This window comes from Perlucidibaca piscinae DSM 21586 (assembly GCF_000420045.1).
In the GTDB taxonomy this organism is placed as follows: domain Bacteria; phylum Pseudomonadota; class Gammaproteobacteria; order Pseudomonadales; family Moraxellaceae; genus Perlucidibaca; species Perlucidibaca piscinae.
In genome coordinates, this window is sequence record NZ_ATUE01000008.1 from 43,903 (window position 1) to 62,816 (window position 18,914).

Annotated in this window: 17 protein-coding genes; 16 read left to right on the forward strand and 1 reads right to left on the reverse strand. The window is 65.2% G+C overall.

The window, feature by feature from the left end; translation table 11 throughout:
- Nucleotide 1: 1 nt before the first annotated feature.
- The 15 genes from rsmH to lpxC all read left to right on the forward strand — a co-directional run bounded on the left by rsmH (nucleotide 2) and on the right by lpxC (nucleotide 17,368).
- Nucleotides 2-943, forward strand: coding sequence for a 16S rRNA (cytosine(1402)-N(4))-methyltransferase RsmH (gene rsmH / locus F595_RS0109420; protein ID WP_022956621.1), 942 nt, complete (start codon nucleotides 2-4; stop codon nucleotides 941-943).
- Nucleotides 940-1,251, forward strand: a complete 312-nt coding sequence (ftsL, locus tag F595_RS0109425; RefSeq protein ID WP_022956622.1) for a cell division protein FtsL — start codon at nucleotides 940-942, stop codon at nucleotides 1,249-1,251. Before rsmH ends, ftsL begins: the two co-directional genes overlap by 4 nt.
- On the forward strand, nucleotides 1,248-2,990 hold the full coding sequence (locus F595_RS13625; RefSeq protein ID WP_022956623.1) for a peptidoglycan D,D-transpeptidase FtsI family protein: 1,743 nt from the start codon (nucleotides 1,248-1,250) through the stop codon (nucleotides 2,988-2,990). The genes ftsL and F595_RS13625 overlap by 4 nt, the downstream gene beginning before the upstream one ends.
- A gap of 1 nt (nucleotide 2,991) precedes the next feature.
- Nucleotides 2,992-4,464, forward strand: coding sequence for a UDP-N-acetylmuramoyl-L-alanyl-D-glutamate--2,6-diaminopimelate ligase (locus tag F595_RS0109435; protein WP_022956624.1), 1,473 nt, complete (start codon nucleotides 2,992-2,994; stop codon nucleotides 4,462-4,464).
- A complete protein-coding gene (locus F595_RS0109440; protein WP_022956625.1) occupies nucleotides 4,461-5,816 on the forward strand; it encodes a UDP-N-acetylmuramoyl-tripeptide--D-alanyl-D-alanine ligase in 1,356 nt (451 codons plus the stop codon). Before F595_RS0109435 ends, F595_RS0109440 begins: the two co-directional genes overlap by 4 nt.
- Nucleotide 5,817: 1 nt before the next feature.
- Complete coding sequence (mraY, locus tag F595_RS0109445; protein ID WP_022956626.1) at nucleotides 5,818-6,900, forward strand: phospho-N-acetylmuramoyl-pentapeptide-transferase; 1,083 nt, start codon at nucleotides 5,818-5,820, stop codon at nucleotides 6,898-6,900.
- A gap of 10 nt (nucleotides 6,901-6,910) precedes the next feature.
- The gene (gene murD / locus F595_RS0109450) at nucleotides 6,911-8,272 is read left to right on the forward strand and encodes a UDP-N-acetylmuramoyl-L-alanine--D-glutamate ligase (protein WP_022956627.1); all 1,362 of its coding nucleotides are present in this window, start codon (nucleotides 6,911-6,913) and stop codon (nucleotides 8,270-8,272) included.
- Entirely contained in the window at nucleotides 8,272-9,459 is a 1,188-nt protein-coding gene (gene ftsW, locus F595_RS0109455; protein WP_022956628.1) for a putative lipid II flippase FtsW, read from the forward strand. Before murD ends, ftsW begins: the two co-directional genes overlap by 1 nt.
- Nucleotides 9,456-10,535 (forward strand): undecaprenyldiphospho-muramoylpentapeptide beta-N-acetylglucosaminyltransferase, encoded by a 1,080-nt coding sequence (gene murG / locus F595_RS0109460; protein WP_022956629.1) that lies wholly within the window; start codon nucleotides 9,456-9,458, stop codon nucleotides 10,533-10,535. The genes ftsW and murG overlap by 4 nt, the downstream gene beginning before the upstream one ends.
- A complete protein-coding gene (gene murC / locus F595_RS0109465; RefSeq protein ID WP_022956630.1) occupies nucleotides 10,532-11,965 on the forward strand; it encodes a UDP-N-acetylmuramate--L-alanine ligase in 1,434 nt (477 codons plus the stop codon). Before murG ends, murC begins: the two co-directional genes overlap by 4 nt.
- 8 nt (nucleotides 11,966-11,973) lie before the next feature.
- Nucleotides 11,974-12,891: a D-alanine--D-alanine ligase gene (locus tag F595_RS0109470; RefSeq protein WP_022956631.1), complete on the forward strand. Its 918-nt coding sequence runs from the start codon at nucleotides 11,974-11,976 to the stop codon at nucleotides 12,889-12,891.
- A gap of 14 nt (nucleotides 12,892-12,905) precedes the next feature.
- The gene (locus tag F595_RS13630) at nucleotides 12,906-13,688 is read left to right on the forward strand and encodes a cell division protein FtsQ/DivIB (protein ID WP_022956632.1); all 783 of its coding nucleotides are present in this window, start codon (nucleotides 12,906-12,908) and stop codon (nucleotides 13,686-13,688) included.
- 76 nt (nucleotides 13,689-13,764) lie between these two features.
- Nucleotides 13,765-15,027 (forward strand): cell division protein FtsA, encoded by a 1,263-nt coding sequence (ftsA, locus tag F595_RS0109480; RefSeq protein WP_026913455.1) that lies wholly within the window; start codon nucleotides 13,765-13,767, stop codon nucleotides 15,025-15,027.
- Nucleotides 15,028-15,142: 115 nt separating this feature from the next.
- On the forward strand, nucleotides 15,143-16,399 hold the full coding sequence (gene ftsZ, locus F595_RS0109485; protein ID WP_026913456.1) for a cell division protein FtsZ: 1,257 nt from the start codon (nucleotides 15,143-15,145) through the stop codon (nucleotides 16,397-16,399).
- A 54-nt stretch (nucleotides 16,400-16,453) separates the two neighbouring features.
- A complete protein-coding gene (lpxC, locus tag F595_RS0109490; protein ID WP_022956635.1) occupies nucleotides 16,454-17,368 on the forward strand; it encodes a UDP-3-O-acyl-N-acetylglucosamine deacetylase in 915 nt (304 codons plus the stop codon).
- Nucleotides 17,369-17,469: 101 nt separating this feature from the next.
- On the opposite strand, the gene F595_RS0109495 is transcribed toward lpxC, so the two are convergent.
- Entirely contained in the window at nucleotides 17,470-17,916 is a 447-nt protein-coding gene (locus tag F595_RS0109495) for a DUF721 domain-containing protein (RefSeq protein WP_022956636.1), read from the reverse strand.
- Between the two features lie 56 nt (nucleotides 17,917-17,972).
- On the opposite strand from F595_RS0109495, the gene F595_RS0109500 reads away from it, so the two are divergent.
- Entirely contained in the window at nucleotides 17,973-18,851 is an 879-nt protein-coding gene (locus F595_RS0109500) for a M23 family metallopeptidase (RefSeq protein ID WP_022956637.1), read from the forward strand.
- Nucleotides 18,852-18,914: the final 63 nt, after the last annotated feature.

Below are 18,914 nucleotides of genomic sequence, written 5' to 3' on the forward strand. Positions count from 1 at the left end.
CATGACGAGCTTCCAGCACCTCACCGTCCTGCTCGAAGAAACGGTTGCCGCTGTCATGGTGGACCCGCAAGGCTGCTATGTCGACGCCACCTTCGGTCGTGGCGGCCACAGCCGTCATCTGCTGGCGCAGCTGGGCGAGCAGGGCAGGCTGATCGCGTTCGACAAGGATCCGCTGGCGATCGCCGAGGGTGAGGCGCTGGCTCAGCGCGATGCCCGCTTCGAGATCGTTCACGAGTCCTTCGCCACGCTGCGCCAGCAGCTTGAGCAGCGTGGTCTGCTCGGTCGCGTCACGGGCATTCTGGCGGATCTGGGTGTGTCGTCTCCGCAGCTGGACGATGCCTCGCGTGGCTTCAGCTTCATGAATGACGGTCCGCTCGACATGCGCATGGACACCACGCGCGGCCGCTCTGCCGCCGAGTGGCTGGCCGAGGTGGGCGAAAGCGAGCTTGCCGATGTCTTCTTCACCTATGGCGAGGAGCGTCACTCGCGACGCATTGCTCGTGCCGTGGTGGCGGCTCGCGCGAAGGCCCCGATTACCGGTACGCGCCAGCTGGCCGAGCTGATTGCGGCTGCGCACCCGTCCTGGGAGCGTCACAAGCATCCGGCCACGCGCTGCTTCCAGGCCATTCGCATTGTCATCAATCGCGAGCTCGGTGATCTCGAGGATCTGCTGGCGCAGGCGCTTTCCGCGCTGGCGCCGGGCGGTCGACTGGCCGTGATCAGCTTCCATTCGCTGGAAGACAGGCTGGTCAAGCAGTTCATTCAGCGCGAAGAGCGTGGCGACGACTTTCCGGCCGGCTTGCCGGTGACGCAGGCGCAGATGAATCCGCGTCTGCGTCGTGTCGGCAAGGCTGTCGAGCCGAGTGCTGACGAGGTCGCCGCCAATCCGCGTGCGCGCAGCGCCCGCCTGCGTGTCGCCGAGCGACTGGGGGTGGCGGCATGAACTGGCAGACGCGCCTGCGCTCGCTGCGCTACTCCTTGCTGCAACCAGGTCTGCTGCAGACGGCTGCCGTGATTCTGGCGCTGGTGGCAGCCTCGGTCGCGGTCGCCTTCAGCGTACACAAGTCACGCCTCAATCTGGCCCAGCTGCAGGCGCTGCAGGCCGAGCGTGACCAGCTTGAGGTGGAGTGGGGTCAGCTGCTGCTCGAGCAGCAGGCATGGGGTGCCTACGGTCGCATCGGCAAGGTGGCGGTTGACGAGATGGGCATGCGCCCGCCGGCACCTCAGGAAATCATGATGGTGCGGCCATGACCCGGCGTATCGAGCCCGAACTGCGCTACCCCTGGCGGCACCGTGTGCTGGTCGGGGTTTTCGGCATTCTGTTTGCCGGACTGGCGGCGCGTGCCGCCTATCTGACCGTCATCGACAGTGACTTTCTGCGCGCCCAGGGTGATGCGCGCATGATGCGCACCGAGCCCATCATGGCCATGCGCGGCATGATTCGCGACCGCAATGGCGCCCCGCTGGCGGTGAGCACGCCGGTAGTGTCGATCTGGGTCAATCCGCGCCAGATGCTGGCTGCCAAGGTCGATCTGCATGCGCTGGCAGGTCAGCTTGGCCTGGAGCCGGTCGAGTTCAGCCGGCGCATACAGCGCAATGCCCGCAAGGGCTTTCTCTATGCCAGACGTCACCTGTCGCCAGTGGTCGCCGAAGCGCTGCTGAATCGTGACATTCCCGGTGTTTACGGCATGACCGAATACCGTCGCTTCTATCCGGAAGCCGAGGTCACGGCGCACCTGCTCGGTTTCACGGATCTGGACGGACGCGGCAAGGAAGGCCTGGAGCTGGCGCTGGACGAGCAGCTCAACGGCGTGCCCGGCGAAAAGCGTGTCGTCAAGGATCTCAAGGGACATCGCGTCCAGGACGTGGCGCTGCTGAAGGCGGCCCGACCGGGGCGCGAGGTCACGCTCAGCTTTGATTCGCGCGTCCAGTATGCCGCCTACCGCGAACTGGCGCGTGGCGTCTCCGAGCATGAAGCGGACGCCGGCGTGCTGGTGTCGCTGGATGTCGAGACCGGCGAGGTGCTGGCGATGGCCAACCTGCCGTCCTACAACCCCAACAATCGCAGCCGGCTGACGCCGCAGGCACTGCGCAATCGCGCCGTCACCGACATGTTCGAGCCGGGCTCGACGATGAAGCCGTTCACCGTGGCTGCCGCGCTGGAAAGCGGGCGCTACAACACGCGCAGCCTGTTCAACACCAATCCCGGCACGTTCAGGGTCATCAACAAGACCATTCGCGATCACGACAACTACGGCGTCATCGATCTGGCCACGCTGATCACCAAGTCCAGCAACATCGCGTCTGCGCAGATCGCTCTGGCACTGCCGCGCGAGACCCTGCCGACGCTGCATCAGCGCCTGGGATTCGGCAGCAAGACCGGCAGCGGTTTCCCGGGTGAGAGCGCCGGTCGCCTGCAGCCTTCCAACCGCTGGAATCCGGTCGAGCTGGCCACCATGTCGTATGGCTACGGCCTCACCGTGACGGCGTTGCAGCTGGCGCGCTCCTATGCGGCGATTGCCAGCGGCGGCATCGAACGTCCGGTCAGCTTCATCAAGGTCAGCGGCCCCGTGGCGGGCAAGCGGGTCATGGACGAGACCGTGGCGCGCAGCCTGATTCCCATGATGGAGAACGTGGTGACCCAGGAAGGCACCGCGCTCAAGGCCGCGGTGCCGGGCTATCGCGTGGCGGGCAAGACCGGCACGGCGCACAAGGCGCAATCCGGTGGTTATGCCCGCAACCAGTACATGTCGCTGTTTGCCGGTCTGGCACCGGCCAGCAACCCCCGTGTGGTGACCGTGGTGGTCATCGACAACCCGCGCAAGGGTGGCTACTACGGCGGCCTGGCGGCTGCCCCGGTATTTGCCCGAGCCATGTCGGAGACGCTGCGTCTGATGAACATTTCCCCTGATCGCAGTGCCGAGCGTCTGGCCGAGCAGCACCGTCTGCCGCATCCGGCAACCTGGGCACGTCCCGGGCAGGAGGGCTGAGATGCTGCTGCGTGACTGGCTGAGCGATGCCCCTGCCGCTGCCGCCGATCTGCAGGTATCGCGCCTGATCGTCGATTCGCGTCGCATCCAGCCGGGCGACACCTTCGTCGCGCTGGCCGGCATCCAGCATGATGCGCGCCAGCATATCCCGGCCGCCGTGGCCGCCGGTGCCCGCCTGGTGCTTGCCGAGGCGGGCGGTGACTGGCAGCAGCACGGCGTCTGCGGATCCGTGCCGGTGGTCGTGGTGGCGGAGCTCAGCCAGCGTCTTGGCGACCTTGCCGCCTGCTTCCACGACCAGCCCTCGGCCGCGATGACCGTGCTCGCGGTGACCGGCACCAATGGCAAGACCAGCATCGCCAATCTGCTGGCCGGTGCACTGGAGCAGCTGCACCAGCGCAGCGCGGTCATCGGCACGCTCGGCAACGGCTTCTACGGCGAGCTGCTGCCGTCGCAGTTCACCACCCCTGATCCCTTGCAGCTGCAGGGGCTGCTGGCCTCCTTCCGTGATCGCGGTGCCCGCTGCATCGCCATGGAGGCAAGCTCGCATGGCCTGCAGCAGGGGCGCATGGCCGGCACACGCATCCATACCGCCCTCTTTACCAACCTGACCCGTGATCATCTCGACTACCACGGAGACATGGCCAGTTATGCGGCAGCCAAGGGCCTGCTGTTCCAGTGGCCGGATCTCAAGGCTGCCGTGATCAATGCGGACGATCCGCAGGGTGCCATCTATCGCAGCCTGCTCGCCCCGGGCGTGCGCTGCCTGCGCTACAGCCTGGATCCGGCCAGTGATGCCGAGCTGGTGGCCGAGTCCGTGCAACCCTCGCTGCAGGGGCTGCAGCTGCGCGTGCGCACGCCCGAGGGCGTGATCGCGCTGCACAGCGCGCTGCTCGGACGCTTCAATGCCAGCAACCTGCTGGCGGTGCTGGGCGGTCTCATGACCCTGGGCCACTCCGCCGTCTCAGCGGCTGCCGCGCTGGCCGCCGTGCCGCCGGTGGCCGGTCGCATGCAGTGCCTGCGCAACGCCGGTTCGGCGCTGGCCGTGGTCGATTACGCACATACCCCGGATGCGCTCGAGCAGGCGCTGAAGGCCGCACGCGAGCACACGACCGGGCAGCTCTGGTGCGTGTTCGGCTGCGGCGGCGGTCGCGATACCGGCAAGCGTCCGCAGATGGGCCGCGTCGCCGCCGAACTCGCCGATCGCGTCGTCATCACCACCGACAACCCGCGCGAGGAAGCGCCGGACGAGATCATCGCCCATGTCCGCAGCGGCATGCCGGCAGATGTCGATGTCGTGGTGGTGGCGGATCGTGCCGAAGCCATTGCCCATGCCTTGCGCGAGGCGCGTCCAGAGGACGTGGTGCTGATCGCCGGCAAGGGTCACGAAACCTACCAGGAGATCATGGGCGTGCGTTACCCCTTCAACGATGCGGACCAGGTGCGCCAGGTTCTCGGTCTGGAGGCGCAGTCATGAGACTGTCCGACATCGCCCGTCAGGTGGGTGGCGAGCTGATCGGCCTGGATGCCGATGCCGGCAGCTTTTCCACCGATACCCGTTCGCTGCATGCCGGTGATGTGTTCATTGCCCTGTCGGGGCCGAATTTCGATGCCAACACGCTGATCGCCCAGGCGGCCGGCAAGGGCGCCCTGGCCGCGATCGTCACCCGCATGGATCCCCAGGCCGGCATTCCCCAGATCATTGTCGCGGATGCACACCGCGCCCTGGGCCAGATTGCCGCTGCCTGGCGTGCCCGCTTCCCGGACGTCATCCGCGTCGCCATGACCGGCAGTGCCGGCAAGACCTCGACCAAGGAGCTCGCAGCGCGCATCTTCGAGGAGCAGGGCGAGACCCTGGCCACCATCGGCAACCTCAACAACGACATCGGCGTGCCGCTGACCCTGCTGCGTCTGCGTGACCAGCACCAGTACGGCGTCTTCGAGCTGGGCGCCAACCATGCCGGCGAGATCGCCTACACGGCGGGTCTGGTGCAGCCGCATGCCGCGGTCATCACCAATGTCGGCGTTGCCCATCTCGAAGGTTTCGGCAGCCGCGAAGGCATTGCCCGCGCCAAGGGCGAAATCTATGACGCCCTTCCGGACAACGGCATCGCCGTGGTGAATCGTGATGACGACTTCGCCAACTTCTGGCTGCAGAAGCTGGATCCGAAGCGGGTCATCACCTTTTCGCAACAGGCGCCGGCCACCCTTCGTGCCACCGACATCGCCAGCAACGGCATGGCGCAGTACCGCTTCATGCTGCAGGTCGGCGAGCGCAGCGCCCCGGTCCAGCTGCAGCTGCTCGGGCGCCACCAGGTTGCCAATGCCCTCGCGGCTGCCGCGCTGGCGCATGCCGTCGGCATCCGTATCGAGACCATCGTCAGCGGCCTGCAGAAGGCGCGTCCCTACGCCGGGCGCGCCGTGCTGCATCGCCTGGGCAAGGACATCTGCGTCATCGATGACAGCTACAACGCCAATCCGGTCGCCATGAAGGCGGCCATCGACCTGCTCGCGGAACTGCCGGGACGTCGTCTGGTGGTGGTCGGTGACATGGGCGAGCTGGGCGAGTCGGCTGCTGCCGGCCATGAAGAAGTAGGGGAGTACGCCAGGATGAAAGCCATGGATGCCATGTATGTCGTCGGTCGCCACCGTGGCGACTATGCCCGCGGCTTCGGCGAGGGTACTCGCCAGTTCAGCGAGCAGGCGGACCTGATTCGTGCGCTCGAGGCCGAACTCAGCGGCGTCGTGTCGATCCTGGTCAAGGGATCGCGCAGTGCGCACATGGACCGCGTCGTGTCCGCGCTCACCGGTCAGACAGGAGATCACTGACATGCTGCTCTGGCTCGCCGAACAGCTGGCGCCCGGCTACAAGGGCTTCGGGGTCTTCAGCTACCTCACCTTCCGCTTCATGCTCAGCATCGCCACCGCCTTCGCGCTGTCGCTGTGGCTGGGTCCGCGCCTGATCGACAAGCTGCGCGAGATGAAGTTCGGCCAGGCCATCCGCACCGACGGTCCGCAGACCCACCTCGCCAAGACCGGCACGCCGACCATGGGCGGTGCCCTGATCCTGATCGCGATCGCGGTCAGCACGCTGTTCTGGGCGCGTCTCGACAACCTCTACATCTGGATCGTGCTCGCCGTGATGGCCGTGTTCGGTGCGGTCGGCTGGGTCGATGACTACCGCAAGGTGGTGGAGAAGAACCCGCGCGGCCTGCCCAGCCGCTGGAAGTACTTCTGGATGTCCCTCGGCGGCCTCGGCGCTGCCGTCGCGCTCTACCTGACCGCGAAGACGCCGGTCGAGACCAGCCTGATCGTGCCGTTCTTCAAGGACATCATCCTGCCGCTGGGCCTGTTCTACATCGTGCTCAGCTATTTCGTCATCGTCGGTGCCAGCAACGCGGTCAACCTCACCGACGGCCTCGACGGCCTCGCCATCATGCCCACGGTCATGGTCGCCGGCGCGCTCGCGGTGTTCGCCTACCTGACCGGCAACATCAAGTTCGCCAGCTACCTGCAGATTCCCTTCGTCGCCGGGACCGGCGAGCTGATCATCATCTGCGGCGCCATCATCGGTGCCGGCCTCGGCTTCCTCTGGTTCAACGCCTATCCGGCACAGGTGTTCATGGGTGACGTCGGCGCGCTGTCGCTGGGCGCCGTGCTCGGCACCATCGCCGTGATCGTGCGTCAGGAGATCGTGCTCTTCATCATGTGCGGCGTCTTCGTCATGGAGACGGTGTCGGTGATGCTGCAGGTGGCCAGCTTCAAGCTCACCGGCAAGCGCATCTTCCGCATGGCGCCCATTCATCATCACTTCGAGCTCAAGGGCTGGCCGGAAACCCGCGTGGTCGCGCGCTTCTGGATCATCAGCTTCATGCTCGTGCTGGTGGGTCTGGCGACCCTGAAGCTGCGCTGAGGAGATGACGATGCTGATTCAGCGTGACGGTCTGCGGGTGGTGGTCGGTCTGGGCAAGACCGGGCTCTCCTGCGTGCGCTTCCTGCGTCGTCAGGGCTATCCGGTGGCGGTCAACGACACGCGCGACACGCCGCCCGGCCTGGCGGAACTGCGTGCCGAGTTTCCCGAAGTCGAGGTCAGTCTCGGTCAGCTCGACGAATCGTTGCTGCTCAAGGCACGCGAGATCGTTTGCAGCCCGGGCATCTCCATCAACGAGCCGGCCATCGCTGCCGCGCGTCTCGGTGGCGGTATTCCGGTGGTGGGGGATGTCGAGCTGTTCTGTCGCGAGGTGAAAACGCCCATCGTCGCCATCACCGGCTCCAATGCCAAGAGCACGGTGACCACGCTTGTCGGCCTGATGGCGGAGCGCGCCGGACTGCGTACCGGCGTCTGCGGCAACATCGGCACCCCGGTGCTGGACATGCTGCTGGAAGGCGACAAGGACCTCTACGTGATGGAGCTGTCCTCGTTCCAGCTCGAGACCACGCACTCGCTGAAGGCGGCGGTTGCCGTGGTGCTCAACATCAGTGAAGACCACATGGACCGCTATGCCGGCATGGTCGAGTACCACCAGGCCAAGCACCGCATCTTCCGCAACTGCCAGCGCTTCGTGTTCAACCGCGACGACGCCCTGACCATGCCGCTGATCGCTGATGATCTGCCGCGCGCCAGCTTCGGCCTCGGTGAGCCGGACCTGGGCGACTTCGGCGTGCGTCTGGTCGATGGCAAGCCCTGGCTGGCCCGTGGCCGCGAAGCCCTGATGCCGGTGTCGGACTTGCAGATCTTCGGTGAGCACAACGTTGCCAACGCGCTGGCCTGCCTGGCCCTGGGCGAAGCCGTGAACATCCCGCGCGAGGCCATGCTGGCCACGCTGCGCGAATTCTCCGGACTCAAGCACCGTTGCCAGCGTGTGGCGCTGGTCAACGGCATCGGCTGGTACAACGACTCCAAGGGCACCAATGTCGGTGCCACGCTGGCCGCCATTCGCGGTCTGGGCGCGGCCATTCCCGGCAAGCTGCTGCTGATTGCCGGTGGCGTAGGCAAGGGTCAGGACTTCAGTCCGCTGTCTCCAGTCATGGCTCGCTACGGCAAGGCCCTGCTGCTGATCGGCGAGGATGCGCTGGAGATCGACCATGCCGTGCAGGCGCCGATCAGCAAGCAGTACTGCAGCAGCCTGGACGAGGCCATCGTGGCGGCGCTGGCACTGGCCGCGCCTGGCGATGCCGTCCTGCTGTCACCGGCCTGTGCCAGCTTTGACATGTTCAAGCACTACGAGGATCGCGGTGACCAGTTCGTGGCGGGTGTGCGCCGCCTGGTGGAGGGGCAGGTCTGATGATGACGCTTCTCGCCCGCCCGCTGGAGCTGCTGCGCGATGTCCGCGCCAACCTGAGCGAACGCCAGATCCTGCTGCTGTCGGCGGGGTTCCTGTTCTGCGTCGGTCTGGTCATGGTCGGATCAGCCTCCATGGGGGTGGCGGAAGCCAGCTTCGACAACCCGTTCTATTTCTTCGTGCGCCACTTCGTCTATCTCGGCATCGGTCTGTGTGCGGCCGCCGTGGTCATGCAGGTGCCGATGCAGGTCTGGCATCGCTATGCCTATCCGTTCTTCCTGCTGGCGCTGTTCCTGATCCTGATCGTGCTGATTCCGGGCATCGGTCGTCGCGTCAACGGCAGCATGCGCTGGATCGGGTTTGGCGGCATCACGCTGCAGCCCTCCGAAGTCATGAAGATGGGCGCCGTGATTGCGCTGGCCGCCTATCTGGTGCGTCGTCAGGAGGAAGTCCGCAGCCGTCTCGCCGGCTTCGTCAAGCCGCTGGCGTTTGTCGGCATCGTGCTCTTCCTGCTGCTGCTCGAGCCTGACTTCGGGGCCAGCCTGGTCATTCTCACCGCCGTCATGGCCATGCTGTTCCTGGCCGGCGCTCCGCTGAACCAGTTTCTTGCCATGTCCGGCGTGGTGGCGCTGGCCGGCGTCGCGGTGATGATTGCCGAACCCTATCGCATGAAGCGGCTGCTGGCCTTTACCAATCCCTGGGAGGACCAGTACGGGTCCGGCTACCAGCTGGTGCAGAGCCTGATCGCCTTCGGCCGTGGCGACTGGTTTGGTGTCGGCCTCGGCCACAGTGTGCAGAAACTGTTCTATCTGCCGGAGGCACACACCGATTTCGTGTTCGCCGTCTATGCCGAGGAGTTCGGACTGATTGGCGTGTTCCTGCTGCTGCTGGCCGTGGTCGCCCTGGTGGCCTCGGCGCTGCGCATCGGCCAGCGTGCCGAGAAGGCCGGCCAGCTGTTTTCCGCCTACGTCGCCTACGGGCTGGCGGTGATCATCGGTATCCAGTCCTGTATCAACATCGGCGTCAACATCGGCTTCTTCCCGACCAAGGGTCTGACCCTGCCGCTGGTCAGCTACGGCGGCTCCAGCCTGGTCATCGTGTTCATGATGCTGGCCGTGCTGCTGCGCATCGACGCCGAGTCGGGCGAGGTGCGCGAGCGTGGCGTGCGGCGCGCGGGGAGGTCGGCATGACGCTCGTCAAGTCCGTGGTGGTCATGGCCGGCGGGACCGGTGGCCACGTGTTTCCGGCGCTCGCCGTGGCGCGCGCCCTGCAGGCCCAGGGCGTACGCATCCACTGGCTGGGCACGCGTGCCGGCATCGAGGCTGATGTGGTGCCGGCCGCAGGAATCGACATCACCTATCTGGATGTCGGCGGCTTGCGCGGCAACGGTCTGAAGCCACTACTGCAGGCGCCCTTCAAGCTGCTGCGCGCGCTCTGGCAGTCGCTGGCGCTGTTCCGCCGCGTCGAGGCGGATGCGGTCATCGGTCTTGGCGGGTATGTCACCGGCCCCGGTGGCCTGGCTGCCCGCCTGGCCGGCCTGCCGTTGTACGTGCATGAGCAGAATGCCGTGGCCGGTTTCACCAACAAGGCGCTGTCGCATTTCGCGACCCGTATCCTGCAGGCCTTTCCGCAGGCCTTTCCGGCAGCGGCCAATGTCGACTGGGTGGGCAATCCGGTACGTGCCGAGATCTGCAACCTGTCCGGCCCCGAGCAGCGTTATCAGGGCCGTCGCGGTCCCCTGCACGTGCTGGTGCTGGGCGGCAGCCTCGGTGCCGTGGCGCTCAACGAGCTGGTGCCGGCGGCCTTTGCCCATCTTGATCCGGCACAGCGTCCGCAGATCCGCCATCAGGCCGGTCGCAAGCACGCCGGCAAGGCGGAAGAAACCTATCGTCGCCTGGGCGTCGATGCCGAGATCCTGCCCTTCATCGACGACATGGCAGCGGTCTATGGCTGGGCCGATCTGGTGATCTGCCGCAGTGGCGCGCTCACCGTATCCGAGCTTGCCGCCGCTGGCGTGGCCTCCATCCTGATTCCGTTTCCGCATGCCGTCGATGATCACCAGACCGCCAATGCTCGCTTCCTGAGCGATGCCGGTGCCGCCGTGCTGTTCCAGCAGCGCGATCTGACACCCGAGTCCTTCGCCGACACCCTTCGCGAGCTGCTCGATCGTTCCCGCCTGCAGGACATGGCCGTGAAGGCCCGTGCCCTGTCCCGGCCGGATGCCACCGGGCTGGTCGTCAATGCCATTCTTCGAGGTAACGCATGAGCAACATCCCGCGCACCCGCCTGATTGAAATTCCGGAAATGCGCCGCATCCGGCGCATCCACTTTGTCGGCATCGGTGGTGCCGGCATGTGCGGCATCGCCGAGGTGCTGCTCAACCAGGGTTACCAGGTGGCCGGCTCCGACGCCAAGGCCGGCAAGACCACGGACCGCCTCAAGTCCTTCGGTGCCGAGATCTTCATCGGCCATGACGCCGCACACATCGACAAGGCCGACGTGCTCGTGGTGTCGACGGCCATCGATGCCAGCAACCCGGAAGTGAAGGCAGCCCAGGAGCGTCGTCTGCCCATCGTGCGTCGTGCCGAAATGCTCGCCGAGCTGATGCGCTACCGCCATGGCATCGCGATTGCCGGCACCCACGGCAAGACCACCACGACCAGCCTGATCGCCTCCATCCTGGGCGAAGGCGGCTTTGATCCGACCTACGTCATCGGCGGCCTGCTCAACAGCGCCGGCACCAACGCCAAGCTCGGCAGCAGCCGCTATTTCGTGGCCGAGGCTGATGAGTCGGATGCTTCCTTCCTGCATCTGCAGCCGATGGCGTCCGTGGTCACCAATATCGATGCCGATCACATGGACACCTACGGCGGCGATTTCGAGGTGCTCAAGCACACCTTCATCGAGTTCCTGCACAACCTGCCGTTCTACGGACTGGCCGTGGTCTGCGGCGATGATCTGGTGGTGCGCGAGCTGCTGCCGAAGATCGGTCGCCCGACCATCACCTACGGCTTTGATGCCGACAACGACATTCGCGCCATCGATGTCGTCCAGGAAGGCCTGCAGACCCACTTCACCGTGCTGCGTGCCGGTCATGAGCCGCTGCGCGTCGCGCTCAACCTGCCGGGCATGCACAATGTCCTGAACTCGCTGGCCGCCATCGCCATCGCGACCGATGAAGAGGTCGAGGATGCGGCCATTGTCAGCGCCCTGGGCAACTTCCAGGGCGTCGGTCGCCGCTTCCAGCGTCTCGCCGAGGCCGGTGGCGTGCAGCTGGTGGATGACTACGGTCATCACCCGCGCGAAGTCGCCGCCACCATCGCCGCTGCCCGTCAGGCCTATCCCGGCCGCCGCCTGGTGATGATGTTCCAGCCGCATCGCTACACCCGCACGCGCGACTGTTTCGATGACTTCGTGCATGTGCTGTCCACGGTTGACCAGCTGCTCCTGCTCGATGTCTACAGTGCCGGCGAGAAGCCGATTCCCGGCGCCGACGGTCGCGCGCTGTCGCGCAGCATCCGTACCCGCGGCGTGGTCGATCCGGTCTTCATCGAGAGCGCTGATGAACTGGCGCAGCTGTTGCCCGGCCTGTTGCAGCCCGGCGATGTCCTGTTGACCCAGGGTGCCGGCACGGTCGGCGCCATTGCTGTCGATCTGGCCCAGCACGGCCTGTATCTCGGCAGCCAGAAGAAGTGAGAGAAGACATGAAAGCCTTGGATGTGAAGCAGTTCGGTCGGGTTGCGGTGCTCTTCGGCGGTACTGCAGCCGAACGTCCGATTTCCCTGATCAGCGGTGCTGCCGTGCTCAAGGCGCTGCAGGCTGTCGGGGTCGACGCCCATGGCTTCGACCCGGCCGAGCGCGACATCGTGGAAGTGCAGGGCTTCGACCGTGCCTTCATCGTGCTGCATGGCCGTGGCGGCGAGGATGGTGTCATCCAGGGCGTGCTCGAGCAGTTCGGCGTGCCCTATACCGGCAGTGGCGTCATGGCCTCGGCCATCGGCATGGACAAGGCGCGCACCAAGCAGCTCTGGCTGGGCTGCGGACTGCCCACGCCGACCTACCGTCGTCTGCATGCCGGCATGGACTTCGCCGGCGTGGTGGAGGCCCTGGGTCTGCCGCTGATGGTCAAGCCGGCTCGCGAAGGCTCCAGCATCGGCATGGCCAAGGTCTACAGCGTCGACGAGCTGGCCCGTGCCTACGAGGTTGCTGCCGGGCATGACGGCGAGGTGATTGCCGAGCATTTCATCGAGGGCAGCGAGTACACCGTGGCCATTCTGCACGAGCGTGCGCTGCCGGTGATCCGCATGATCCCGGCCAAGGATTTCTACGACTTCGAAGCCAAGTACCAGCGCAACGACACCCAGTACCGCATTCCCTGCGGACTGGCTGCCGAGGAAGAGCAGCAGCTGCAGCAGATCGCGCTCGAGGCCTTCCAGGTGCTGGGTGCGCGCGGCTGGGGTCGCATCGATGCCATGCGTGACCGTGACGGCCGCTTCTGGCTGCTGGAAATCAACACCGTGCCAGGCATGACCGATCACTCGCTGGTGCCCATGGCTGCCAAGGCGGCCGGCATGGATTTCACCGACCTGGTGCTGGCCATCCTGGCCGGAACCCTGGCGTAACTCCGGAGCTCGCCATGAAGCAGGCCACCCGCCGTCCCGTTGCAGCACGCCGTGAGCCACGCGAAGAGGGCGTCGACGCCGCATCGACGCGCTCGGCGCGTTGGCTGTCGCGACTGATGGCGGTGGTGTCGCTGGCCTCGGTGGTGGTGATGGTGATGGGCGTCATGCATCTGGTGCAGGACTGGCAGCGCGAGACACCCATCCGCAGCGTGCGCATCGACGGGCAGCTGGCCCAGCTCGATCGCGCCGGCCTGCAGCTGGCACTCGAGCGCAGCGTGCGTGGCAGCTTCTTCACCGTCAATCTGGATGACCTGGTGCAGGCGGCAAGACGCTTTCCCTGGGTGGCCTCGGTGCAGGTGAGCCGGGAGTGGCCGGACAGCGTCCGCGTCGAGGTGGTGGAAAAGGTTGCCGTGGCACGCTGGGGTGACTCCGGTCTGCTCACTGCGCAAGGCGAGGTGTTCCGGCCGCAGCGTGCCAAGGGCGTCGAGCGTCTGCCGGTTCTGTCCGGCCAGCGTGCCCAGTCCGCCTATGTGCTGGCGCAGTACCAGGCCATGGAGCGTGTGCTGCGTGAGGTCGGGTTGAGCATAGAGCGCCTGCACCTGACCGATCGCATGAGCTGGGTGGTCGGCCTTGAAGGCGACATCGAGCTGCTGGTGGACGGACAGGACAGTCTGGCCAAGCTGGCTCGTTTCATCGTGTTGTATGACCGTCAGCTGGCCGCGGATGTGGCCAGCATGGCGCGCGTGGACCTGCGTTATCGCAACGGCGTGGCCATCGGGTGGCGGCGCGCCAGCTGAGCCTTGAGGCTGGCTGACGAGTTGTCGGGATTTTTTTGAAGAGCAGATGGGTCACCTGGTGACCGGGATGGAAGACATGGCAAACCAATTGTCACAACCACAGATGATCGTCGCACTGGATATCGGCACCTCCAAGGTGGTTTGCCTGGTCGGCCAGGTGAATCCGGGTGAGCAGACGCTGGAGATCGTCGGCGTCGGTTCGCGGCCCTGCAAGGGTCTGCGCAAGGGCGTGGTGGTCAACATTGATCAGACCATGGAGGCCATCCAGGGCGCGGTCGGCGAAGCCGAGCTGATGGCTGACTGCAAGATCCACTCGGCCTTCATCGGCATTGCCGGCAGCCACATCGGCGGTCGCAACGCCGAGGCCGTGGTTGCCATCCGCGATGGCGAGGTCATGCAGAGCGATCTGGATCGCGTCATCGACGCCGCCAAGTCCGGCGCCAATCCGGTTGACCAGCGCATCCTGCATGTGCTGCCGCAGGAGTTCGTGGTCGATGACCAGGGCGATGTGCGCAGTCCGCTGGGCATGGCGGGTGTCCGTCTTGAAGGCCACATCCACCTGGTGACCTGCTCGGCCAACGCCGCGCAGAACCTGGAGAAGTGCGTGCGCGGCGCCGGTCTCGAGATCGACGAGGTCATTCTCGAGCAGCTGGCCTCCAGCCATGCCGTCCTCACCGAGGATGAAAAGGAGCTGGGTGTCTGCCTCATCGACATCGGCGCCGGCACCACCGACATTGCCGTCTTCATGCGTGGCGCCATCCGCCACACCGTGGTCATTCCCATCGCGGGCGACCAGGTCACCAATGACATCGCCATGGCGCTGCGCACGCCGACGCCGGCAGCTGACGAGATCAAGGTCAAGCATGCCTGCGTGGTCCCGCAGATGGTGGATCCGGAGCAGACCATCAGCGTGCCCGGCATGGGCGATCGTCCGGCCCGCACCCTGGCACGCCAGACCCTGGCTGCTGTCGTCGAGCCGCGCTACGAGGAGCTGTTCAGCCTGGTCCAGCACGAGCTTGAGCGCAGCGGTTACGCCGATCAGCTGGCCGCCGGCATCGTCATGACCGGTGGCTCGGCCAAGATCGATGGCGCCGTGCAGCTGGCGGAATCCATCTTTCATCTGCCGGTGCGCATCGGCATGCCGCAGTCGCTGCGTGTCGGCGGCATGGACGAATACCTGCACAACCCGGTCTATGCCACCGGCATCGGCCTGCTCATGTACGGCAAGCAGAAGCTGGCACTCACCGGCAGCAACAGCGGCACCCGGAATGCCCGTCACGGCGAGGGCTATGGCGAGTTCTTCGGCAAGATGAAGCACTGGTTCGCCAGCAACTTCTGATCTCAAGGCGACATGCCGGTCAGGATGACCGGCCAATCGGGCAGGGAATGCCTCACGGCAAGCAACACATAAACGGCACACGTCTCTCGGAGACTGGAGAAACAACATGACGAACATTTTCGAACTGGCAGACAACATTCCCGAACTGGGTTCTGCGGTCATCAAGGTCATCGGCGTTGGTGGTGGTGGCGGCAACGCGGTCGAGCACATGGTCAAGAGCCAGGTGCAGGGTGTCGACTTCATCTGCGCCAACACCGACAAGCAGGCGCTCAACAAGATGAGTGCCAAGACCCTGCTGCACCTCGGTGACGGCGTCACCCGCGGTCTCGGTGCCGGTGCCAATCCGGAAGTCGGTCGTCAGGCCGCGGTCGAGGACCGTGACCGCATCCGCGAATCGCTGGCCGGCTCCGACATGGTTTTCATCACCGCCGGCATGGGTGGTGGCACCGGTACCGGCGGTGCCCCGGTGATTGCCGAAGTGGCACGCGAAATGGGCATCCTCACCGTCGGCGTGGTCACCAAGCCGTTCCCGTTTGAGGGCAAGAAGCGCATGGATGTTGCCGATCATGGCATCGAGCAGCTCGCCAGCCATGTCGACTCGCTGATCACCATTCCCAACGGCAAGCTTCTGCAGGTGCTGGGCAAGGTCTCGCTGGTCGATGCCTTCAAGGCCGCCAACAACGTGCTGCAGGGCGCCGTGCAGGGCATCGCCGACATGATCCTGAATCCGGGCGTGATCAACGTCGACTTTGCCGACGTGCGCACCGTGATGTCCGAGCAGGGCCTGGCCATGATGGGTACCGGCTCCGCCAAGGGTGAAGAGCGCGCCCGCATCGCCACCGAGATGGCCATCCACAGCCCGCTGCTCGATGATGTGCAGCTCAAGGGTGCCCGTGGCGTGCTGGTGTCGATCGCCGCCAACGAAAGCCTGGGTCTGGACGAGTTCTCCACGGTGGGCGACATCGTCTCCGAGTTTGCTTCCGAGTCGGCCACCGTGGTCATCGGCACCATTCTCGACGAAACCCTGGGCGACGAGATCCGCGTCACCGTGGTGGCCACCGGTCTGCCCAAGATCCAGCACAACATGGTGGGTCGTGCCAGCATCGGTCAGCGTCTTGGCCTGGTGCCGTCGGCACCGGTTGCCGCCGCTGCTGCCGTTGCGCCTGCTGCCCCGGCCGCCGCCATGGCTGCTGGCCAGCCGGCCGCCCAGGTCGCCACTGCCGCCTCGGCCGCCGCACCGAGCCATGATCCCTATGCCGATCTCGACACGCCGGCCTATCTGCGCAACCAGAAGGTCGCCAACGGCGGTGCGCGTCGCAGCGACATGAACCTGCTCAACATCCCGGCCTTCCTTCGTCGGCAGGCAGATTGAGGCGGGTGGCCGGGTCTGTTACGATGGGTCTGGCCTTGAAATAATTTGTAACAAATGCTCAGACAACGCACCGTAAGACAAGTCATCCGCGCCAGTGGCGTGGGCCTGCACAGCGGGGAAAAGGTTTACCTGACCCTGCGGCCGGCACCTGTGGACTCCGGGATCGTGTTCCGCCGTACCGATCTCGATCCGCCCGTGCTGATCCCGGCCCGTGCCGACCTGGTGCGCGAGACCACCATGTCATCCAACCTGGTGGTGGATGACGACGTGCGTGTCGGAACCGTCGAGCATCTCATGTCGGCTCTCGCGGGCCTTGGCATCGACAACGCCGTGATCGATGTCAGTGCCCCCGAGATCCCGATCATGGACGGCAGCGCAGGTCCCTTCGTGTTCCTGATCCAGGCTGCCGGCATCGCCGAGCAGGACGCGCCCAAGCGTTTTGCCCGCATCACCCGCCGTGTCGAAGTGCGTGACGGTGACAAGATCGCCGCCTTCGATCCCTACGACGGCTTCAAGGTCTCCTTCACCATCGACTTCGATCACCCGGCCTTTCATGACGACCACAAATGGGCCAGCGTCGACTTCTCGACCACCGCCTACGTCAACGAGGTCAGCCGCGCCCGCACCTTCGGTTTCCTGCGTGACATCGAGTACCTGCATGCCAACAACATGGCGCTCGGCGGCAGCATGGACAACGCCATCGTGGTCGGCGAAGACGGTGTCATGAACGAGGAGGGGCTGCGCTTCGAGGACGAGTTCGTGCGTCACAAGATGCTCGATGCCATCGGTGACCTCTATCTGTTCGGCATGGGCATCCTGGGCGCCTACGAGGGCTACAAGGCCGGCCATGCGATGAACAACAAGCTGCTTCGCGCCATGGTCGACAACCCCGATGCCTGGGAAATTGTGACATTTGATGACGAAAGTCTGACGCCGATCACCTATGTGCGTGCGGATGCCGTGCACTGATCCTGTGCGTGCCTGCAGGTCTAACTGACTGAAATTTAACCGGATTGGCAGGTTTTGTGGAACTTTATCTTGGTTCCACGGCCGCCTGCTTGCACATTTTTTCAGCGTTGTACATGCCTTGCCAAGCGCTGCAGACGTTCGCTAAGCTCCGGATCCTCCAGCAAATCAGCAATTTGCCGGAGGTGTGTTGCCGTCGTGCGACTCAGTCTGGGCAGCGGATTCACTGCTTTCCTTGTCGGCTGAACAGCCCGTGGCATCACCACGATCCGCAGCTTCTGCACCTGGCTGAATGCCGGGTGAATTTGCAGCTGCTGCAGGATTATGCGCTGGAGGTAGCGCAACTGGCTGGCCTGTGTCGCGGAGTCGACGGCCAGTGTCAGCGTGTCCTCGCGCAAGCCATGCAACCGGCAGCCAGACCGGAGTGAAACGTCGACTACCGACTGCCAGACTGCTTCATGCTCGCGTGTCAGCCCATGACGCTGACGCGACCGTGTCAAGGCATGACTGTCCAGCAGCTTGGCAAGTGTCACAGGTTGATTGTGGCGCATGATGTCGACCCACTCCTCGTGGCTGCAGGTTAGCCTGAAATGAGGTGCTGTTTACGATGAACGTGATTTTTTTGAGCCGCAGACAGGGGCGCCCCCTGACTCTGCATCTCCAGCCCCGCCTGCTGGCAACAGCGGCGGGTGTTCTGCTCGCGGTTTCCGGCCTGCTGGGCGCTGGTGCCTACTGGTCCGCGCAGCAGCTGTTCGGTTCCGAGACGGGCCCTGTGCTGAGCGCGGCTGATGCCGCCCAGCAGGAAGAGCTGCGTGCCATGAGCGCACGTCTGGCTGAAATGCAGGCGCGCATGATGCGCATCGATGCACTGGGCGAGCATCTGGTCGAGCAGGCGGATCTCAAGGGCAACGAGTTCGACTTCAGCAGCAAGCCGCCCATGGGCGGTCCTGAAGAGCCGCTGAGCATTCGCCTGGATGGTGACAATCTCGAACGCCGCATCGGCAGCCTGTCCGAAGAGCTGGCGGTGCGCGAAGCCCAGCTGCGCGCGCTCGGCAGTGTTCTGCAGGGGCGCCGTCATGCCCATGTCGATCTCGACAACTCCCCGGTACGCGACGGCTACATGACCTCGCGCTTCGGTTACCGTACCGATCCCTTCACCGGTCGCACGGCATTTCACGGCGGCATCGACTTTGCCGGTCCCGAAGGCAGCGACGTGTTTTCGGTGGCTGACGGCGTGGTGACCTTTGCTGGCCAGCGTGCCGGCTACGGCAACCTGGTCGAGATCAATCACGGTGATGGTCTGGTGACACGCTATGCCCACGCGCGTGCGCTGGCCGTGAAGGCCGGTGACATTGTCACCAAGGATCAGCTGGTCGCCTACATGGGATCGACAGGCCGTTCCACCGGCACCCACCTGCACTACGAGGTGCTGCGCAACGGCAAGCACATCGACCCGAGCAGCGTGCTGACCCTGGCAAAGCGCTGATCCTTGCTGCTGTTCATGAAGGCCCGGCATGTCCGGGCCTTTTCATTTCCGCGATCGTGGTGC